Origin of the sequence: Streptomyces sp. NPDC059897 (genome assembly GCF_042730865.1) — a bacterium.
GTDB lineage: Bacteria > Actinomycetota > Actinomycetes > Streptomycetales > Streptomycetaceae > Streptomyces.
On the sequence record NZ_JBHWKQ010000007.1, the window covers coordinates 171,997 to 191,479 of the forward strand.

Sequence of the window (19,483 nt, forward strand, 5' to 3'; positions counted from 1 at the left end):
ACGCGCTTGCTGTCGGTCACTTCTGCATCCTCGGATCGTCGGTGGGGTCGGCGTAGGGGTCCGGGCAGCCGTGATCGGCGGCCTCGGGGCGGAGTTCGTAGTGCCAGGGTTCGTTGTCGTAGATCCGGCAGAGCCCGTACGCGGCGCCGTGTGCGGACAGCCACGCCGTCGCGTCGGAGCGGCCGAGGTCGACCGCGTCGCCCGACACGTGCGGTGAGGTGTCGGCGGTCGCCACCCATCGGGCGGCCTCGGCCTCGGAGCTGTACTCGGAGACGGCCTCGTCGAGCAGCCGGTTCTGGTACTCGGGGGAGCGCCAGCCGCTGTTGACGTAGAACGTGACGCCGTCGTCGGAGGCGTCCGACGCGGCCTGGCGGAGGGCCTTGAGCAGTTCCGGGTCGAGTCTGCCGACGCCCGGGGTGGTGTCGTCGAAGACCGTCACGTCGTCGGGCACCACGCCGTCGGCCTCGCCCACCGCGTCCTGCCCGCCGCGCTCCCGCGAGGCCATCGCCGAGGGCACCGAGGCGGACGAGGGCGTCGGAGGAGGCTTCGTCGGCGGCGAGGCGGACGAGGTCCTGGGCGAGCGAAGGCCGAGGATTGTGGCGATCACCGCCGCGGCGACGACGAGGCCGATGGCGAGGAGCAGCGGACGCGTCCGGCGAGCCGTGGGTGTGCGAGTCATGCCGCCAGTCAACGCAGCGGGATGTTGCCACAACGTCTGCGTTTTTCGATATGCCGCCGATACACGCCGACTCGTAGCGTGAAGGACATGCGTGTGCTGATTGTTGAGGACGAGCGGTATCTGGCGGAGGCCGTGCGCGACGGGCTGCGCCTGGAGGCGATCGCCGCCGACATCGCGGGGGACGGGGACACCGCCTGGGATCTGCTGAGCGTCAATACGTACGACATAGCCGTCCTCGACCGCGACATCCCCGGACCGTCCGGGGACGAGATCGCGGGCCGCATCGTGGCCTCGGGCAGCGGCATGCCGATCCTCATGCTGACCGCGGCCGACCGCATCGACGACAAGGCCTCGGGATTCGAACTGGGCGCGGACGACTACCTGACGAAGCCGTTCGAGCTCCAGGAACTCGTACTCAGGCTCCGCGCGCTCGACCGCAGACGCGGCCACAGCCGGCCGCCGGTACGGGAGATCGCGGGCGTGCGCCTCGACCCGTTCCGCAGAGAGGTCTACCGGGACGGCCGGTTCGTCGCGCTGACCAGGAAGCAGTTCGCCGTGCTCGAGGTCCTCGTGGCCGCCGAGGGCGGGGTGGTGAGCGCCGAGGAACTTCTCGAGCGCGCGTGGGACGCGCACGCCGACCCGTTCACCAACGCCGTCCGCATCACCGTCTCCGCGCTGCGCAAGCGCCTCGGCGAGCCGTGGATCATCGCTACTGTGCCGGGCGTCGGCTACCGCATCGATGTGCGCCCCAAGGACGAGGACCGGGACCGTGCCTAGGAAGCGCGGACCGAGCGTCCGCCTCAAGCTCACCCTGAGCTACGCCGGATTCCTCATGCTCGCCGGTGGCCTGCTGCTCACCGCCGTGGGGTTCTTCTTCGTCCGGGAGGGGTGGCTGCAGACCAACGAGCAGGGAGCCTGGCGAGCGACTCCGGGGACCACCTTCGTGCGCGGGTTCGCCCCGCTGGCAGCCGGAGTGACGGTGTTCCTCCTGGTGTTCGGCCTGCTCGGAGGCTGGCTCCTCGCCGGCCGCATGCTCGCCCCCTTGAACCGCATCACCGACGCCACCCGCACGGCCGCGACCGGTTCGCTCTCCCACCGCATCCGGCTGCCGGGCCCCCAGGACGAATTCCGCGAACTCGCCGACGCCTTCGACACCATGCTCACGCGGATCGAAGCCCACGTCGCCGAACAGCGCCGCTTCGCCGCCAACGCCTCCCACGAACTGCGCACCCCGCTCGCCGTGTCGAAGTCGCTCCTCGACGTCGCTCGCGCCGACCCAGACCGCGACGCCAAGGAACTCGTCGAACGGCTCAGCGCCGTCAACACCCGCGCGATCGACCTCACCGAGGCGCTGCTCCTGCTCAGCCGCGCCGAACAGCGCGCCTTCACCCGCGAGGACGTCGACCTGTCCCTCCTGGCGGAGGAAGCCACCGAAACGCTCCTCCCGCTCGCGGAGAAGAACGGCGTCACCCTCGAAACCCGCGGCGACATCGCCCGCGCGTCCGGATCGCAGCCGCTGCTGCTGCAACTGGCCACGAACCTCGTGCACAACGCGATCGTCCACAACCTGCCCGGGCGGGGCACCGAGCGGGGCACCGTGCGGGGCACCGTGCGGGTCACCACGGGCGTCCGCCCCGGCACGGCCGTGCTCACCGTCGAGAACACCGGCGAGACGCTGGCCCCGGACCTGGTCGCCACCCTCACCGAACCCTTCCAGCGCGGCACCGAACGCATCCGCGGCGACCACGCGGGCGTGGGCCTCGGCCTCGCCATCGTCCAGTCCATCGCCCGCGCCCACGACGGCACACTCACCCTCGCGCCGCGCCCCTCCGGCGGCCTGCGCGTCACCGTGGAACTCCCGGCGGACGGCATGTGAGGTCGGCCACCGAAGGGGCTGATCGGGCCAATAACCCCAGGTCACCGTGTCATCATGCGATGACATCGCTTGATGACACGAACGGGAAGACCTTGCAGCCCTCCATATCAGCGCCCGCGCCAAGCCCCGCTCCGCCGCTTCGCCACCCCCGCGCGCTCGTGCCGGTGCTGGTCTGCCTTGGCATGCTGGTGGCCGTCGTCAGCAGCCTCGGCGCGCCGCTGATCCCCACCATCGCCGCCGAGGACCACGTCGCCGTCTCCACCGCGCAGTGGGCGCTCACGGTCACCATGCTGGTCGGCGCCATCGCGACCCCCGTCATGGGACGGCTCGGCGACGGGCCGCACCGCAAGCGCGTCATCCTCGGTGGGCTCGCCGCCGTCTTCGTCGGCAGCCTGCTCGCGGCGCTGCCGATCGGGTTCGCCTGCCTCCTGGTGGGCCGGGCCTTGCAGGGCGTCGGCATGGGCCTCGTCCCGCTGGCCATCGCCACCGCACGCGACGCGCTGCCGCCGGAGAAGGCACGGGGGGCGGTCACGACCCTGTCGCTGACCACCGCGGCGGGCATCGGCCTCGGCTACCCGATCACCGGGCTGTTCGCGGAGTACCTCGGCATGTACGCCGGATTCTGGTTCGCGCTCGGCACGGCGGCCGCCGCGTTCCTCGCCGCGCTCATCGTGGTGCCCAAGCCTCCGCACCGGCCCAGCACCCCGATGGACGTCCCCGGCGCGCTGCTGCTCGCCGGCGGCATGGCGGCCCTGCTCCTCGCACTCGCCGAGGGGGAGCGGTGGGGCTGGCTCTCCGTACGACTGCTGGCCCTCGCGGTCGCCGCGGTGGTGCTCCTCGCCGGGTGGATCGCGCACTCGCTGCGCTCCACACACCCCCTCGTGCGCGTCCGCCTCGTCAAGGACCGCGGCGTCCTCGTCGCCAACCTGACCACCATGGTCGGCGGCGTCGGCACCTACCTGCTGATCTCCCTGGTGACCCGCTACGTGCAGACCCCCGAGTCCGGCGGCTACGGCTTCGGCGCCTCCATCGTCGTCACCGGCCTGCTGCTCGTGCCGTTCTCCGCGGCCAGCCTCGTCACCGGGCGCCTGGTGCGGGCCATGGGCCGGGCCGCGACGCCCGCCCGGATGCTGCCGCTCGGCTGCCTGCTCTCGCTCGGCTCGCTCGTCTGCTTCCTGCTCGCCCGCTCCAGCCTGTGGGGCATCGGCGCGATGATGGCGCTCGCCGGACTCGGCGTCGGCGTCACGTTCGCCGTCACACCCGGCCTCATCGTCGGCGGCGTGCCCGCGGCGGAGACCGGCAGCGCGATGAGTTTCAATCAGGTCGTGAAGTACATCGGCTATTCGACCGGCAGCGCGCTCAGCGCCGTCGTCCTCCAGGCCTCCACCCCGCTCGGCTCGCCCCTTCCCACCGACGACGGCTACCGCAACGCCGGACTCGTGGGCTGCGCCGCGTTCCTCGCGACGGGTGTCATCGCCGTCGCGCTCACCCGGGGCGGCGCCCGCCCGCGCCCCTCCCGCGTCGCGGCGGGCGGCACCGCCGAGACCCGCACCGAACCGAGCCGCACATGACCGGCGAGACACCCGACCGGCGCCGCAACAGCGCCCGCAGCCGCGAGGCACTGCTGCGGGCGGCGACCGAACTGTTCTCCGAGCGCGGCTACGACCGCACCACCATCCGCGAGATCGGCGAACGCGCCGGCGTCGACGCCGCCCTCATCTCCCGCTACTTCGGCAGCAAGGCCCTGCTCTACGTGGAGGTACTGCGCGCCGAACACGGCGACACCGCGCCGGACGACCTCCTCACCGGGCCCCGCCTGCGCGAGGTCGCCGAACGCGCGGAGCGGCGCGGCCCGGTGCCACTGCTGCGCGTCGCCGTGCAGTCCTCCAGCGACCAGGCGGCGCAAGACGCCGCCCGGGCCGCCCTCCAGGACCGGCTCGTCGAACCACTGCGCGCCCGTTTCACCCGCGAGGGGCGTGACCGGCCGGGACTGCGCGCCGACGTCCTCGTCGCCTCCGTCGCGGGCGTGCTCCTCGCCCGGCACTCCGGCGCCTTCGACGACCTGGCGGACGCCGACCTCGACGCGATCGTCGGCGTACTCCTGGAGGCGTGGGGCGGCGACTGACCCGCACCTTTCACCCGACCGGCGGTATTCAAACCGCCTCACTCTGCGCCGACGGCCAAGGCACGTGAGCCTCGCAAGTAACTGACCGTACTTTCGAGGTGGTGGAGATGCAGGAGATGCAGACGCGAGCTCTCATTTCGGAATTCCTCGGCACGTTGCTGCTGGTGTTCTTCGCCGTCGGATCAGCGGTCCTGGGAGCCCAGTTCATCGGCACCCTCGGCATCGCCCTCGCCTTCGGCTTCACGCTGCTCGCCCTGGCGTACGCCCTCGGCCCGATCTCCGGCTGTCACGTCAACCCGGCCGTCACGCTGGGCATGCTCTGCGCCCGCCGCATCGACGTGGCGACCGCCGTCCGCTACTGGATCGCCCAGTTCGTCGGCGGCATCGTCGGCGCGGCCCTGCTGTTCCTGCTCGCCAAGCAGGTGCCGGGCCTGCAGACCAAGGGGGCGTTCGGCTCCAACGGCTACGGCGACCGCTCCGACGTGCACATCAACGTCGGTGGCGCGTTCCTCGCCGAGGTCGTGCTCACCTTCCTGCTCGTGTTCGTGGTGCTCGCCGTGACCCACCGCGTGGCCGTCGTCGGCTTCGACGGACTGCCCATCGGCATCGCCCTCGCCGTGATCCACCTGGTCGGCATCCCGCTCACGGGGACGTCCGTCAACCCGGCGCGCAGCCTCGGCCCGGCGATCTTCGCCGGCGGCGACGCGCTCTCCCAGCTCTGGCTGTTCATCGTGGCGCCCCTGGTCGGCGGCGTGATCGCGGCCCTCGTTCACCAGCTCACCCACCCCACGGGCGAGGAGCGCACCATCGCCGACGAGGCGTCCGCGGCCTGAACGATCACGGCGGCCGTGTGCCCGTGACGATCACGGGTACCCGGCCGCCGCGGAACAGGAGCCACCCCGAGCGAAGGGAGCGGCCGTGAGCGGGAAGGACCGGCTGGACACCTATCGCGGCAAGAGAAACTTCGATGCCACCGCCGAACCGTCCGGCGAACAAGGCACGGACAGGGACGGCGAGGAGCCGGTGTTCGTGGTGCAGATCCACGACGCGAGCACCATGCACTTCGACTTCCGCCTCGAAGTCGACGGAGTCCTCAAGTCCTGGTCGATCCCGAAGGGGCCCTCAACCGACCCCCACGACAAGCGGCTCGCCCTCCCCACCGAGGACCACCCCCTCGACTACCGCGACTTCGAAGGTGTCATCCCGCACGACGAGTACGGCGGCGGCACCGTCATCGTCTGGGACCAGGGCACCTACAGCCCGGCCGCTCACGACAAGAAGAACCGGCCCGTACCGTTCGACGAGGCATTGGAGAACGGCCACGCCACCTTCGACCTGCACGGCGAGAAACTGCGCGGCCGCTACGCGCTCACCCGCTTCAAGGGCCGCGAGGACAAACACACCTGGCTCCTCGTCCGCGAGGGAACCGGCGGCAGCGGCGGCACCCCCGACCCCCGGCGCGCCCGCTCGGCCCGCAGCGGCCGCACCCTGCGCCAGGTCGCCGAGGAGGCCGAAGGCGGCGACGACACATGACAGGACCCCTCGACACCCTCCCGCCCGACCTGGCGAAACGCGTCCGCGACGCGGCGCCCGGCGTGGAACTCGCGGCCTCCCCGATGCTGGCGACGCTCAGCGACCGCCGCGAGTTCGCGAAGGGCTGGATCTTCGAACGGAAGCTGGACGGCATCCGCGTCCTCGCCGTCCGCGAGAACGGCCGCACCACGATCCGCTCCCGCTCGGGCCGCCGCCTGGACGCCACCTACCCCGAGATCGTTGAAGCCCTCGAAGCGCAGGACGCCGCGGACTTCACCGTCGACGGCGAGATCGTCGCGTACGCGCACGGCCGCACCGACTTCTCGCGCCTCCAGCAGCGCATGGGCTTGACCAAGCCTCGGGACGTCGCGGCAAGCACCGTAGCGGTGAAGTACTACGTCTTCGACCTGCTGCGCGTCGACGGCACGGACGTCCGCCGCCTGCCCCTGCGCACCCGCAAGTCCCTGCTCAGACAGGCCCTCACCTTCACCGACCCGCTCCGCTTCAGCACCCACCGCAACGAAGGCGGCGCCGAACTCCTCGCCGACGCCTGCGGACGCGGCTGGGAGGGGCTCATCGCCAAGCGCGCCGACAGCACGTACCAGCCGCGCCGCTCCGGGGACTGGCTGAAGCTGAAGTGCGCCCACGGGCAGGAGTTCGTGGTCGGCGGCTTCACCGAACCCACGGGCAGCAGGGAGGGCATCGGCGCGCTGCTGATCGGCTACTACGACGGCGACCGGCTGCGTTACGCGGGCAAGGTCGGCACCGGCTTCGACCGCCGCACCCTCCGCGCGCTGCGCGATCGGCTCGACGAACTCCAGCAGCCGCGCTCCCCGTTCACCGACCGCGTCGCGGAACGCGCCACGCACTGGGCGCGCCCACGCCTCGTCGCGCAGATCGAGTTCTCCGAATGGACCCGCGACGGCATGCTGCGCCACCCCCGCTACCAGGGACTGCGGGACGACAAGAACCCCACCGACGTCGTCAGGGAGCACACGTGACCACGGCCGGAGACAAGAAGGTCCTGCGCGAACTCCTCGACAGCGAGGGCAGGACCTACGCGGCCGAGGCGGGCATCCGTCTCAAGAACACCCCGCAACCCCTCTACCGCACGCTCGTCCTCGCGAGCCTGCTCAGCGCCCGCATCCGCGCCTCGGTCGCGGTCGCCACGACCCGCGCCCTGTACGACGCGGGCCTGCGCGACCCGCGCTCCATGGCCGACGCGCCCTGGCAGCAGCGCGTCGACGCGCTGGGGGAGGGCGGCTACCGCCGCTACGACGAACGCACCGCCACCCAACTCGGCGACGGCGCTCGCATGCTGCTCGACGACTGGAACGGCGACCTGCGCGGGATGCGCGAGCAGGCGGACGGCGACGAATCCGCGATGCGCTCCCTGCTCCGCCGCACCCCCGGCCTCGGCCCGACCGGCGCGAGCATCTTCCTGCGCGAGGTCCAGGACATCTGGCCGGAGTACGCCCCGTTCCTGGACGCCAAGACCCTCCAGGGCGCGGAACGCCTGGGCCTCCCGAAGGACCCCACCACCCTGACCCGGCTCGCCGGAGACACCCCGCGCGCCGAACTGTCGGCGGCCCTGGTGCGGGCCGCGCTCGACAAGCACGTGGTGGAGAACTGCCTGGAGCGGGCGGCCTGACAGCCGACAGGGGGGCATAGATACAAGGTTGTATCTATGCCTGCTAGGGTCCACACATGCCCCGGACCCAGCCTCAGCAGACGAAACCGACGTCGGCGGCCACCACGGTCTACGCCGTCACCAAAGAGCTGATCCTCACCGGTGAGCTGCCCGGCGGCAGCCTCATCAGCGAGGGCGAGATCGCCGAGCGCGTGCAGGTCAGCCGGACCCCCGTACGGGAGGCGTTCCTGCGGCTCGAGTCCGAGGAACTGCTGAGGCTGCACCCCAAGCGCGGGGCCGTCGTCGTGCCCGTCCCGCCGGGGGAGGCGGCGGACGTGCTGGAGATGCGGCAGGCCGTCGAGCAGTCCGCCGCCGAACGCATCGCACGCGCCGGACTCGCCGCCGAGGACGAGGAGCGGCTGCGTGAACTGATCGCCCGCCAGCGGGAGTTGGCGGCAGAAGGGGACGTACGCGCCTTCGCCGTGGCCGACGAGGCCTTTCACCGGGGCGTCGTCGAGGCCTCGGGGAACGCGATCGCCGCCCGCTTCTACGAGACCCTCGGCGACCGGCAGCGCCGCATGAGCGTCTCCGCGCTCGGCCACCGCCCCGAGCGGCTGCCCGGCCTCGCCGACGAGCACGAAGCGCTGCTCGGCCACCTCCGCGCCCGGGACGGCGCCGCGTTCGCCGAGGCACTGCGCGCCCACCTCGCCGCGACGCACGGCCCCCAGTACTGAACACACCCCCCACCTCTGAAAGAGCCCTGCCCTCACGATGCTCGACACGCACACCACCCCGCAGCCGGCCCCCTCAGCGGCTGCTCCCGTCCGCCCCGGCCAGTGGCGGACCGTCGCCGCGGCCATGTTCGTCTGCGGCTGGGGCGGCAACCAGTTCACGCCGCTCCTGCTCATGTACCGCGAACTCGGCGGCTATTCGACGCTCAGCGTCGACGCATTCCTCGGCGCGTACGTGGTCGGTCTGGTTCCCGGCCTGCTGCTCGCCGGGCCGATATCCGACCGGCGCGGCCGACGCCCCGTGATGATCGCCGGGGCAGTCGCCTCCATCCTCGCGAGCCTCGTCCTGTGCTTCGGCGAACACAGCGCCTGGCCCATCTACGTCGGCCGCCTGATGACCGGCGTCGCCGTCGGCATCGCCATGGCGGTGGGCAGCAGCTGGGTCAAGGAACTGTCGACCGGAGCGGACGCCGGGGCCGCCGCGCGCCGCGCCTCCCTGTGCCAGACGGCCGGCTTCGGCCTCGGCGCGGGCGTCGCCGGCGCCCTCGCCCAGTGGGGCCCCTGGCCGATGGTGACGCCGTACGTCGTCCACATCGCGCTCACCGCCGCGGTCCCGGTGCTCCTGCTGCGCGTCCCCGAGACGCGGACCGCGGTGCGCGGCGCGGCGGGCTCGCTGCGGGAGCTGCTCGGGGCACTCGCCGCGGACCTGCGCATCCCGGCCCCGGCCCGCCGCCGCTTCCGCTGGGTGGTGCTCCCGATGGCGCCCTGGGTGTTCGGCGCCGCCGGGCTCGCCTACGCGGTCATGCCCCAGCTCGTCGACAACCGGGTCGGGCACTGGGGCCTCGCCTACGCGACCGCGCTCACGGTCCTGACCCTGGGCACCGGCGCCGCCGTGCAGCCGCTGGCCAAGTGGCTCGACGGCCGCAAGGGCTCCCACGGCGGCCGGGCGCCGGTCGCGGCCATGTCGGTGATGCTGCTCGGCACCGTGCTGTGCGCCGTCAACGCCGCCGTACTGTCACCGTGGCTGGCCGGGGCCGCCGCCGTCGCGCTCGGCGCCGGATACGGCATCGCCGTCGTCTCCGGGCTCCTGGAGATCCAGCGGATGGCGGGCCCGGACGACCTCGCGGGCCTGACCGGCATCTACTACACGCTCGCCTACGCCGGGTTCCTGCTGCCCACCGTCCTCGCGACGCTGTCGGCGTGGCTGCCCTACTCGGTGATGCTCGCCGGGATCGCCCTCGTCGCCCTCGGCTGCCTCGTCCTTGTCACGGTCGGCGGGCGCGCCACGCGGGAGGTCAGCGCCCCGGCTCGTACGTGAGCTGCTTGACCTGACGCACGAACAGGGCGCTCTCCACGGACCGCACGCCGGAGAGCGCCCCGATGCCCTCGCTCACGTACGTGTACAGCTCGCGGGTGTCGCGGTGCACCGTCGCGGCGAACACCCCGGCCACCCCGGTCACCGCCGCCGCGAACCGCACCTCCGGGTGCGCCGCGAGCGACTCGCCCACCGAGGCGAGCGCGGAGGGGGCGACGGTCAGCCACAGTGCCGCCATGACCGAGCGGCCGAGCAGTTCGTGGGTGTGCTGCACGTCGAAGTAGAGGACACCGCTCGCACGCAACCGGTCCAGGCGCCGCTTGACGACCGACTCCGACTGTCCCGTGGCGGCCTGGAGTTCGGTCAGTGCCACCCGGCCGTCCCGGCGCAGCAGCGCGAGGAGCGTCTCGTCGACCTCGTCGGGGACCGGCGGGGGAGCGGAAGGTTCGGCGGCCGGCGCCCGCAGCGCAGCCTCCTGCTCCGCGTCCAGCGCGTTGATCTTGTTGAGCCAGCCGACCGGGCCGCCGTAGAAGGGGTGCAGCACGCACTGCGCGGTCGCCGAGGTGACGAGGGGCGTGCGCTGGAGCCGGGCCAGCAGGAGTTCGTCCTCCTGGCCGCCGCGCGGCTTGATCGAGCACAGCACTTCCGTGCCGCCGGAGAGCAGCCCCACGTACGACGTGTCGGGGCGCCGCGCGAGCGCCCCCGCCAACTGCTCCGCGCCTTCCGGGGCGCAGCGCAGCCGCACCAGCCAGCTGCTGCGCCCCAGCAGCGCCTCGTCGGTGACGCCGATGACCCGCAGTCCCACGCTCTGGCGCAGCCGGCGAAAACGCCGGGCGACGGTCTGGTCGGAGACGCCGAGGACGGCCGCGATCCGGCTGAAGGCTGCCCGCCCGTCGAGCTGCAGCGCCTGCAGCAACTGCAGGTCGAGTGCGTCGAGCACGTGCGGCTCCGGGGGCGTTGTCGTGACGTATGGGCCTACGCGTGATCGTAAAGGAGCCGGGAGGGGAGGCGGGCGGCGGCATCGTCCGGAAGCGCGAGAGCCCGGGACCGCCTGACGCGGTCCCGGGCTCGACGCCTTCCCCTCAGCCCTGCGGGTGCGCCAGGTCCAGGTCGAGGGCCTCCACCGCGCGGCCGTTCACGGACACGGTCCGGGTCGAGGCCGGGTATCCCGTGGCGACCAGCGAGTACTCGCCCGCGTCCAGGTCGCCGAAGGCGTACGCGCCGTCCGAGCCGGTGGTCGAGGTGCCCACGACGTTCCCGGCCGCGTCCAGCAGAGTGACGCGCGCGTCGGACAGCGGCCGCAGCTCCGCCTTCGTACGGATCCGGCCCTGGAGACGGACACCGGGCCGCAGCGCGATGTCCGGCTGGACGGTGGCGGACTTGGCGGCCCGCGCCGCGACCGCGGTGGGCCGGAAGCCCTCGGCGGCCACGGAGATCGTGATCTCGCCCTCGGCGATGTCCCCGAAGACGTAGCTCCCCGCGGCGTCGGTGATGCCGGTCGCCAGGACGTCGCCGCGGGCGTCCGTCACCGTGACGACGGCGTCCGCGACGGGGAGGGTGTCATCGGCGCCGACGACCTTGCCGGTCATGCTGCCCGCGCCGGACAGCAGGATGTCGTGCTCGGCCGGGCGATCGGCGAGCACCAGGTTCGACGCGTGCGGGTGGTGGCCGTCCGCCGTCGTGATCAGCACGTGGGCGCCGGGCCCGGGAACGGCCACGCGGTAGGCCCCGTCCGCCCCCGCGACGGCGCGCGCGAGCTGCCGGCCGGTGGGCGAGATGAGGGTGAGCACGGCACCCGCGAGGCCCGCGCCCGCCGCGTCGCGCACGGTGCCGGACAGGGCGGGCTCAGTAGCGTCCACCGCTTCGACCGGCTCGGGTGCGGGCGCCGCAGGCTTCGGACGCCGCAGCAGCACCGCTCCGACCAGGGCCGCGAGCACCGCCAGCGAACCGGCCACGATCAGGCACAGCTGCATCCCGTCGAGGAACGACTCGGACAGCGCGCCGAGCGCCCGCCCGCGCTGCGCCCCGAGGTCCAGCTGGGCGACCGCCCCGAGCCCCTGCGCCTCGGCCGCACCGACGATCCGCTCAGCGGCGGACCCGGTGACCCCGGCATCGGCCAGGTGCTCGCCCAGCGAACCCGTGGACTTCGACGTGAGGAGCGCGCCGAGGATCGCGGGACCGAGCGCGCCGCCCACCTGCCGCAGCGCGTTGTTGCCCGCCGCGGCCATGCCCGCCAGGTGGTGCGGCACCGAGGACACGGCGGTCGCCGTCATCGGGGTGACGACGAGACCCATGCCGAGCCCGAGCAGGGCGAGCCGCCAGGCCATCGGCCCGAACGAGGTGTGGGCGGTCAGCGACGTCAGTGAGAACAGCGCGCCCGCCGCGCACAGCAGACCGACGGTGATCAGCACACGCGGTGAGATCCGATGCATCACACGCCCGGCCACCGGGCCGACGAAGAAGCACACCCCGGTCACCATCAGCAGCCGGTACCCGGCGTCGAGGGTGTCGAGCTGCTGCACCGTCCCGAAGTAGAGGCTGAGTACGAAGAAGAACCCGATGAGCCCCATGAAGGTGATCATCGCGATCAGGCTCGTCGCGCTGAATCCCGCGCTGCGGAAGAGCTTCAGGTCGAGCATCGGACTCGCGCTGCGCCGCTCGAAGATGACGAAGGCGATCAGGCCGACCACGGCCAGTGCGAGAGCGACCAGCACCCGGGTGTCCGTGAAGGAGCCGGCGCCGCCCTCGATCACCCCGTACACGAGAGCCGTGATGGTGACCGTGGCGGTGATCTGCCCCGGCCAGTCGAGCGCCCGCGCGTGCGGGGCGCGGGAGTCCGTCACCAGCCGGGCGGCGACCGCCATGGCGAGCAGTGCCACGGGTATGGACGGCAGATAGATCCAGCGCCACTCCTGGTGGGCCAGGATCACACCGGAGATCAGCGGCCCGACCGCGAGCGCCGCCATCAGGGACGAGGCCCACAGGCCGACGAACTTGCCGCGCTCACGCGGATCGGGCACCGCCTGGCTGATCATCGCCAGCGTCGTCGGCAGCAGAGCCGCCGCACCGATCCCCGCCAGCGCCTGACCGGCCCAGACCACCTCGACCGACTGCGCGCACAGCGCCGTCGCGGCGCCGACGGCGGTGAACCCCAGGCCCGCCTGGAACACCTTCTTGCGCCCGTGCACATCGCCGAACACGCCCGCCGTCAGGATGAGCGCCGCCATCGGCAGCACGAACGCGTCGGACACCCAGGACAGCTCGGATGTCGACGCGCCCAGCGCGCGCTGGATCGCCGGGAGACTCACCGACACGGAGGTCACCGGCAGATAGGCGACGAACACCCCGACACAGGCCATGACGAGGGTGACGGCCCGCCGCTCCTGTGTTCCGTTCGCCGTTGTCGCCACGTTCACGAAGACCCTCTCCTGCGACGCCGCGCGCCGCGCTCGACTTTCCGACCTGGAGCACCCTCCGTCCTCGGGCGGCATCGAGGCCAGCCAGCGTCGCCGAACCCCGGAAAACCGATGCGTGGGTGCCCGGATTCACGGATTTCCGACAGGCGGCCCGGTATGCGCACACATACGAGCGGGGCATGCGCGCACATACGAGGAGGGCCCCGGCGAAGTGTCGCCGGGGCCCTCCTCGTCTGACGTGCCGCAGGTCAGCCCGCCACCGCGTCCGGTTCGGCCGCCGCCTGCACGGCCCCGCCGGTGAGCCGGGTGACCGCGTCCTGCATGTGCGCGTCGAGGAGCGTGAGGAGGCGCTCCTCGTCCTCGGCGCGCATCGCCGCGATCAGCTCCGCGTGCTCCTCGACCAGCGCGTCCGGGTCGGGGTGGTCGTCGGTGAGGACCGACAGGCACATCCGCGTCTCCACGAACAGGGTCTGCGCGATGCGCTGCAGGCGCGGGCTGCCGGACTCCGCGACGAGCACCTGGTGGAAGTCCATGTCGGCGGCGCTGAGCGCCGCGTCGTTGCCCCGCCGCGCCGCCGACTCCATCCGGCGGTGCGCCTTCTCCAGATGGTCCGCCGTCGACTGCGGATCCTGCTGCAGCACGAGGCGGCAGGCCGCGGACTCCATGGCCGTGCGCGCCAGATAGATGTCGCGCACGTCGTCCTCGTCGAGCCGGGTCACGAAGACGCCGCGATGCGGTGCGCTGACGGCGATGCCCTGCTGCACGAGACGCTGCAGCGCCTCGCGCAGCGGTCCCCGGCTCACGCCGAGCTGGCCCGCCAGCTCGGCCTCGCCGAGCTGGGTGCCGGGCGCCAGGGTGCCGTCCATGATCGCTTCGGTGAGCTGGGCGGCGATGACGGTCGCCGCGGGTTCCCGCTTGACCGGTCGCAGTGTCTTCGCAGTGGCCATATTCAGTTCGGTCCTCTGATCGGCGCGGCCGCCGCCTCAGGCGGTCGCGGGTGTCGGGGAATGGGAAGTACGGGTGAGCCGGAACAGCGAGCCGAGGCCCTCGCGGGGCGTCTCGTCGCCCGCGAGCCGCAGGCCCTCCCAGGCGGTGACCTGGTTGGCCGTCAGGACGGGCTTGCCGACGGCCTCCTCGAGGTCGTCGAGCCAGGCGGCGCTGTGCAGCGCCGTGTCCGGCAGCAGGATCGCCTCGGCGTCCGGGTGGTCGTTCTCCCGCGCCAGCTCGATGACCCGCTCGCGGCCCAGCGTGCCGACCTCGGCGGCGGTGATGATGCCCTGCCCCGACACCGAGACGACCTCGGAGCCGTGGTGCTCCAGGAACCGGACGAAGTAGCCCGCCACGTCGTCCGGGTACGTCGCGGCGATCGCCAGGCGGCGCACACCGAGCGCCTGGACGGCGTGCGCGAACGCGAAGGACGTCGAGGAGGCCCGCTCGGCCGGCAGGCCCGCCGCCTCGGCGAGTTCGGCGACCTGCTGGCGGGCGCCCTCGGGGCCGAAGATGAAGCTGGCGCTGGTGCACGCCCAGACGACCACGTCCTGCGGCTGGGCGAGCAGCTCGCCGAGCGCCGCCTTGAGACGGTGCGTGGACCCCATCTCCAGGAGGTCGTCCACCCGGTGCGCGTCCACGCCGATGTCCGTGTGGACGAGCGTGAGCCGGGCGCCGCCGCCGATCATCCGCTCGAGGCGCGGGTAGTCGTCCTCAGCGGAGTGACCGGGGTACAGGAACCCGACTCGGGTGGTCTTCTCGCTCATACGTCTGACGTCCTTTCGTGCAGGCAGTGTACCGGCGATCCGGTCAAATGTAGATTGTTGACAGTGTGAAGAGCGGCAGCGCCACGATGCGGCGCTGCTCAGGGGCTGCTCAGCCGAGGTCGAGGTCCGCGGCCGGCTCGTCCGGGGGAGCGGCCGCCGTCGCCTCGGGCGCGGCCAACTGCTCCCAGTCGGCGGCCTCCCGCACGACGGCCGCCGCGGCGGCGGGCGGCGGCGGAGCGATGCCGGCGATGCCCCGCCCGCCGTAGGGCGTGAGCGCGGCACGGGCCGCCGGGTCGATCAGCGACTGGTAGTCACCCGCGGCGCGGGCACCCGCGTGGCGCAACGCGGCCCACATCGTGACCTGGTTCGCGGAGATCACCGGGATCCGCAGCTCCGCCTCCAACTGCGGGATCACGTCGTACGTCGCCAGGTTGGTGCAGCTGATGAAGAGGCAGTCCGCGTGCGTCAGGTCCGCCGAACGGGCCAGTTCCACCACGTTGCGATAACCGACCTTCCAGATCTCCCCGGTCAGGCCCATGTACTGGCGCCCGACCACGTCCACGTCCGCCTCGCCCAGGAAGTCGGCCAGCGAGTCCGTCAGGGACGCCGTGTACGGCGTGATGACGCTGACCCGGCGCGCGCCCAGCTCGCCGAGGGCCTCGAGCAGCGCCCCGGACGTGGTCACGGACGGCACGCCGCGGCCTGCCCCGCTCATGGAGACGCACATCGCGCGTTCGTGCGCGGTGCCGCCGACGAAGCTGCCGGATGTGCAGGCGTACGCGAAGGACGCGGGCCGCACCGCGTCGAGTGCCATGACGGCGTTGTGCAGGGTCTCGTGCTCGCTGATCAAGCGAGCCATGTCCACGCTGACCTCCACGGGAACGTACGGGGTGCGGGTCAGGTGGAGGGAGATCTCCTCGGGGGTCCAACGCCACAGTTCGCGATCGAGCGCGAAGTCGAACGGGGCGACTACGCCGATGCCGAGCTGGGGGACGGGTCCGCCGAAGGTCGTGATGTCCAATGCAGTGCCCCTTCGTGGCTGCACGCGTACGAGCCGCGGTCCGTACGCCTGAGGTGGACGTGTGATGGCAGGTGGTGCGGAGGGGAGTTGTTTTGCCGAGCGACCCTTGGGTAGCAGAGTAGGCCCGCGGTTCGCCTGTAGATTGTTGACAACGTAAAGATCGGCTGCTTAGCGTGTCAATCCCCTACGCGGGGCGGCTCGTTCGCTGTGGTGAAAGCCTCGGTAAAGAGCCGGGGAATTCAGCCCAGGGGATGGCCCTTCCCCAGCCCTCGCGGGGCTTTCGTCCCTCCATGGTCAACCCTCGAACCGCACCTCGCATACCGTCCGCTCCAACCGTCGCCCGATCCGTCGAGCGACCCGAAGGACCGCCGTGCCGAAGACCGAGAAATCCCGCGTCCTGGTGCTCGCCGACCACCGGCCGAACGGCCTGGAGGAGGTGGCCGCCCACGCCGAGCTCGTCTGCATCCCCGAGGACCGGCTCGCCGCCGAACTTCCCGATGCCGATGCGCTGTTGGTGTGGGAGTTCGGGACCGAGGCGCTGCCCGGCGCCTGGCCGCAGCGGGGCGGACCGCGCTGGGTGCACACCGCCAGCGCCGGAGTCGACCGGCTGATGTTCCCCGCCCTGCGCGACTCCGACGCGATCCTGACCAATTCGCGCGGCGTCTTCGAACAGCCCATCGCCGAGTACGTCGCGGGCCAGATCATCGCCCTCGCGAAGGACTTCGCCGGCACCTACGACCGCCAGCGCGACCACGTCTGGCGGCACCGCGTCACCCAGCGGGTGTGGGGGACGCGCGCCGTCGTCCTCGGCGGCGGGCCCATCGGCCGGGCCGTCGTACGTACCCTGCGGGCGCTCGGCATCGACACCGCCCTGGTCGGACGCACCCGCAGGGAGGGCGACCCCGAGGTCGGCACGGTGCACGCGTTCGACGAGCTCGACGGCCTGCTCGCCCGCGCCGACTGGGTGGTCTGCGCGGCACCGCTGACCGAGCAGACACAGGACCTGTTCGACGAGGCCACCTTCGCCCGCATGAAGCGCGGCGCCCGCTTCATCAACGTGGGGCGCGGACCGATGGTCGTCGAGAAGGACCTCCTCGCCGCCCTGGAGGAGGGCCAACTGGGTGGCGCGGCGCTCGACGTGTTCCGCGAGGAGCCGCTGCCCGCCGACAACCCGCTGTGGGACGCGCCGAACCTGCTGGTCTCCCCGCACATGTCGGCCGACACCGACACCTGGCTCGACGACCTCGCCGAGGTCTTCGCCGACAACTTCGCGCGGTGGCGCGCGGGCCGGCCGTTGCGCAACGTCGTGGACAAGGAACTGGGTTACGTACCGGTCGCGGACACCCCGCGGACCGCGGCAGAGGAGGGCTCCCGATGACCAGCACCACCGACGCGACCGCCACGGCCGGCACCAGCACCCCGGCCCCCCAGGAGCCCTACGCGCTGACCGCCACCGAACTCCTCGCCGCCTACGAGAGCGGCGACCTGTCCCCGGTGGAGGCCACGGTCTCCGTGCTCGACCGCATCGAGGCCGTCGACGGCGGGCTCAACGCGTTCTGTCTGGTCGACCGGGACGAGGCGCTCGCGCAGGCGAGGGCGAGCGAGGAGCGCCGCCGGCGCGGCGAGACGCTCGGTCTCCTCGACGGCGTGCCGACGTCCATCAAGGACCTCATGCTCACCAAGGGCCACCCCACGCTGCGCGGCTCGCTGACCATCCCGGCCGACCGGGTGTGGGACGAGGACGCGCCGTGCGTCGCCCGGATGCGGGAAGAGGGCGCCGTGTTCGTCGGCAAGACGACGACGCCGGAGTTCGGCTGGAAGGGCGTCACCGACAACCCGCTGACCGGCGTCACCCGCAACCCGTGGGACCCGTCCACCACCGCGGGCGGTTCCTCGGGCGGCAGCGCGTCGGCCGTCGCCGCGGGCATGGCCCCGCTGTCCATCGGCACGGACGGCGGCGGTTCGGTGCGGATCCCCGCCGCGTTCTGCGGCATCTTCGGCATGAAGCCCACGTACGGGCGGATCCCGCTCTACCCGGCCAGCCCCTTCGGCACGCTCGCCCACGCGGGCCCCATGACCCGCACCGTCGAGGACGCGGCCCTCCTGATGGACGCCGTGACCGGCTTCGACAGCCGCGACTGGTCGGCCCTGGAGGCGCCGCGCCGCAGTTACCGCGCCGCCGTCACCGAAGCCCTCGCCGACGGCTCCCTGCGCGGACTGCGCATCGCCTACGCCCCGACCCTCGCGGGCGCCCCCGTGGACCCGGAGGTCGCCGAGCGCGTCGCCGCCGTCGCCCGGCTCCTGGCCGACCTCGGTGCGGACGTCGAGGAGGCCGACCCCGGCTTCAGCGACCCCGTGGAGGCGTACCACACGCTGTGGTTCTCCGGCGCCGCCAAGGTCGTCGAGCACCTGGGCGCCGAGCAGTTCGCCCAACTGGACGCCGGGCTCCAGGAGGCGTGCCGCGAGGGCGCCGCGAAGAGCGCGCTCGACTACCTCAGCGCCGTCGACACGCGCATGGCGCTCGGCGTGCGCATGGGGCGCTTCCACGAGACGTACGACCTGCTGCTCACGCCCGCGGTGCCCATCCCGGCGTTCGAGGCGGGCGTCGAGGTGCCGGCCGGCAGTGGCCACAAGCGCTGGACGGGCTGGACCCCGTTCACGTACCCCTTCAACCTCACCCAGCAGCCGGCCTCCACGGTGCCCTGCGGCGTCACGGGCGCGGGCCTGCCGGTGGGAGCGCAACTGGTCGCCGCGCGCCACGGCGACGAACTGGTGCTGCGCGCGTCGGCGGTGCTGCATGCGGCGCTGCGCGGGTCCGGGGTGGTGGGCACGGCTCCGGTGGGCTGAAATCCCAGCACCCGCGCGCCGTAATGTGTCGTCCGTGATCCTGCCCAAGATCCGCGACCCCCGGTTCATCACGCTGCGCCGCGGCGGGACGCTCACGGACGACGACCATCGCCTGCTGGCCCTGTGGGCGGCCGACTGCGCGGAGCACGTGCTGCCGCTGTTCGAGGCGGTGGAGCCCCTCGACCGGCGGCCGCGCGAGGCCGTCGAGCAGGTCCGGGCGTGGACGCGCGGCGAGATCCGGATGTCCGACTCCCGCGCGGCGGGCGGGCATGCGATGGCCGCGGCGCGGGTGCTCACAGGACCGGCCCGGCACGCGGCGTTCGCGGCGGGGCAGGCCGCCGTGGTCGCGCACGTCGCCGCACACGAGTTGGGCGCGGCGGCGTACGCGATCAAGGCGGTCAGGGCGGCGGCGCCCAAGGGCGAGGCCGAGGACGCCGGCCGGGACGAGTGCCGTTGGCAGCGGGAGCGGCTGCCCGGCGCCATTCGGGCACTCGTCCTGGACGACCAGCGGCTGCGCAACGACATCTGCTGGTCGGTCTTCGACTGCTGACGGCGA

The 19,483-nt window shown here is 72.7% G+C and carries 19 protein-coding genes; 13 read left to right on the forward strand and 6 right to left on the reverse strand.

Features of this window, described 5'->3' with window-relative positions; genetic code table 11:
- Window positions 1-16 precede the first annotated feature (16 nt).
- Complete coding sequence (locus tag ACFV9W_RS10980) at window positions 17-679, reverse strand: M15 family metallopeptidase (protein WP_385757936.1); 663 nt, start codon at window positions 677-679, stop codon at window positions 17-19.
- 87 nt (window positions 680-766) lie between these two features.
- Between ACFV9W_RS10980 and ACFV9W_RS10985 the strand changes: the two genes are divergently transcribed.
- The 10 genes from ACFV9W_RS10985 (at window position 767) to ACFV9W_RS11030 (ending at window position 9,892) form a co-directional block, all read left to right on the forward strand.
- Window positions 767-1,456 (forward strand): response regulator transcription factor, encoded by a 690-nt coding sequence (locus ACFV9W_RS10985; protein WP_385757939.1) that lies wholly within the window; start codon window positions 767-769, stop codon window positions 1,454-1,456.
- Between the two features lie 55 nt (window positions 1,457-1,511).
- On the forward strand, window positions 1,512-2,555 hold the full coding sequence (locus tag ACFV9W_RS10990) for a sensor histidine kinase (protein WP_385758156.1): 1,044 nt from the start codon (window positions 1,512-1,514) through the stop codon (window positions 2,553-2,555).
- 59 nt (window positions 2,556-2,614) lie between these two features.
- Window positions 2,615-4,126 carry an MFS transporter gene (locus ACFV9W_RS10995; RefSeq protein ID WP_385757942.1) on the forward strand — a complete coding sequence of 504 codons (1,512 nt, stop codon included), beginning with the start codon at window positions 2,615-2,617 and terminating at the stop codon, window positions 4,124-4,126.
- The gene (locus ACFV9W_RS11000) at window positions 4,123-4,680 is read left to right on the forward strand and encodes a helix-turn-helix domain-containing protein (protein WP_385757945.1); all 558 of its coding nucleotides are present in this window, start codon (window positions 4,123-4,125) and stop codon (window positions 4,678-4,680) included. Before ACFV9W_RS10995 ends, ACFV9W_RS11000 begins: the two co-directional genes overlap by 4 nt.
- A gap of 116 nt (window positions 4,681-4,796) precedes the next feature.
- Complete coding sequence (locus ACFV9W_RS11005) at window positions 4,797-5,513, forward strand: MIP family channel protein (RefSeq protein ID WP_385757948.1); 717 nt, start codon at window positions 4,797-4,799, stop codon at window positions 5,511-5,513.
- An 85-nt stretch (window positions 5,514-5,598) separates the two neighbouring features.
- Window positions 5,599-6,213, forward strand: a complete 615-nt coding sequence (locus ACFV9W_RS11010; RefSeq protein ID WP_385757951.1) for a DNA polymerase ligase N-terminal domain-containing protein — start codon at window positions 5,599-5,601, stop codon at window positions 6,211-6,213.
- Window positions 6,210-7,214, forward strand: a complete 1,005-nt coding sequence (gene ligD / locus ACFV9W_RS11015) for a non-homologous end-joining DNA ligase (RefSeq protein WP_385757955.1) — start codon at window positions 6,210-6,212, stop codon at window positions 7,212-7,214. The genes ACFV9W_RS11010 and ligD overlap by 4 nt, the downstream gene beginning before the upstream one ends.
- Window positions 7,211-7,864, forward strand: coding sequence for an endonuclease (locus ACFV9W_RS11020; RefSeq protein WP_385757958.1), 654 nt, complete (start codon window positions 7,211-7,213; stop codon window positions 7,862-7,864). The genes ligD and ACFV9W_RS11020 overlap by 4 nt, the downstream gene beginning before the upstream one ends.
- A gap of 56 nt (window positions 7,865-7,920) precedes the next feature.
- Window positions 7,921-8,577, forward strand: a complete 657-nt coding sequence (locus tag ACFV9W_RS11025) for a GntR family transcriptional regulator (RefSeq protein ID WP_385757961.1) — start codon at window positions 7,921-7,923, stop codon at window positions 8,575-8,577.
- A 37-nt stretch (window positions 8,578-8,614) separates the two neighbouring features.
- Window positions 8,615-9,892 carry an MFS transporter gene (locus ACFV9W_RS11030; RefSeq protein WP_385757963.1) on the forward strand — a complete coding sequence of 426 codons (1,278 nt, stop codon included), beginning with the start codon at window positions 8,615-8,617 and terminating at the stop codon, window positions 9,890-9,892.
- Here the strand turns inward: ACFV9W_RS11030 and ACFV9W_RS11035 are convergent.
- The 5 genes from ACFV9W_RS11035 to ACFV9W_RS11055 all read right to left on the reverse strand — a co-directional run bounded on the left by ACFV9W_RS11035 (window position 9,870) and on the right by ACFV9W_RS11055 (window position 16,080).
- On the reverse strand, window positions 9,870-10,829 hold the full coding sequence (locus ACFV9W_RS11035) for an Lrp/AsnC family transcriptional regulator (protein WP_385757966.1): 960 nt from the start codon (window positions 10,827-10,829) through the stop codon (window positions 9,870-9,872). The genes ACFV9W_RS11030 and ACFV9W_RS11035 overlap by 23 nt on opposite strands.
- 142 nt (window positions 10,830-10,971) lie before the next feature.
- Window positions 10,972-13,305 (reverse strand): DHA2 family efflux MFS transporter permease subunit, encoded by a 2,334-nt coding sequence (locus ACFV9W_RS11040; RefSeq protein WP_385757969.1) that lies wholly within the window; start codon window positions 13,303-13,305, stop codon window positions 10,972-10,974.
- A gap of 248 nt (window positions 13,306-13,553) precedes the next feature.
- Window positions 13,554-14,252 carry a GntR family transcriptional regulator gene (locus ACFV9W_RS11045; RefSeq protein WP_385757972.1) on the reverse strand — a complete coding sequence of 233 codons (699 nt, stop codon included), beginning with the start codon at window positions 14,250-14,252 and terminating at the stop codon, window positions 13,554-13,556.
- A 36-nt stretch (window positions 14,253-14,288) separates the two neighbouring features.
- A complete protein-coding gene (locus ACFV9W_RS11050) occupies window positions 14,289-15,059 on the reverse strand; it encodes a decarboxylase (protein ID WP_385757975.1) in 771 nt (256 codons plus the stop codon).
- Between the two features lie 109 nt (window positions 15,060-15,168).
- Window positions 15,169-16,080: a decarboxylase gene (locus tag ACFV9W_RS11055; protein WP_385757977.1), complete on the reverse strand. Its 912-nt coding sequence runs from the start codon at window positions 16,078-16,080 to the stop codon at window positions 15,169-15,171.
- 370 nt (window positions 16,081-16,450) lie between these two features.
- Between ACFV9W_RS11055 and ACFV9W_RS11060 the strand changes: the two genes are divergently transcribed.
- From ACFV9W_RS11060 to ACFV9W_RS11070, 3 genes are read left to right on the forward strand one after another with little or no spacing between them, the layout of a single operon-like run.
- Window positions 16,451-17,458, forward strand: a complete 1,008-nt coding sequence (locus ACFV9W_RS11060) for a D-2-hydroxyacid dehydrogenase (RefSeq protein ID WP_385757980.1) — start codon at window positions 16,451-16,453, stop codon at window positions 17,456-17,458.
- Window positions 17,455-18,927: an amidase gene (locus ACFV9W_RS11065; RefSeq protein WP_385757983.1), complete on the forward strand. Its 1,473-nt coding sequence runs from the start codon at window positions 17,455-17,457 to the stop codon at window positions 18,925-18,927. Before ACFV9W_RS11060 ends, ACFV9W_RS11065 begins: the two co-directional genes overlap by 4 nt.
- Before the next feature lie 34 nt (window positions 18,928-18,961).
- Window positions 18,962-19,477 (forward strand): putative immunity protein, encoded by a 516-nt coding sequence (locus ACFV9W_RS11070; RefSeq protein ID WP_385757986.1) that lies wholly within the window; start codon window positions 18,962-18,964, stop codon window positions 19,475-19,477.
- Window positions 19,478-19,483: the final 6 nt, after the last annotated feature.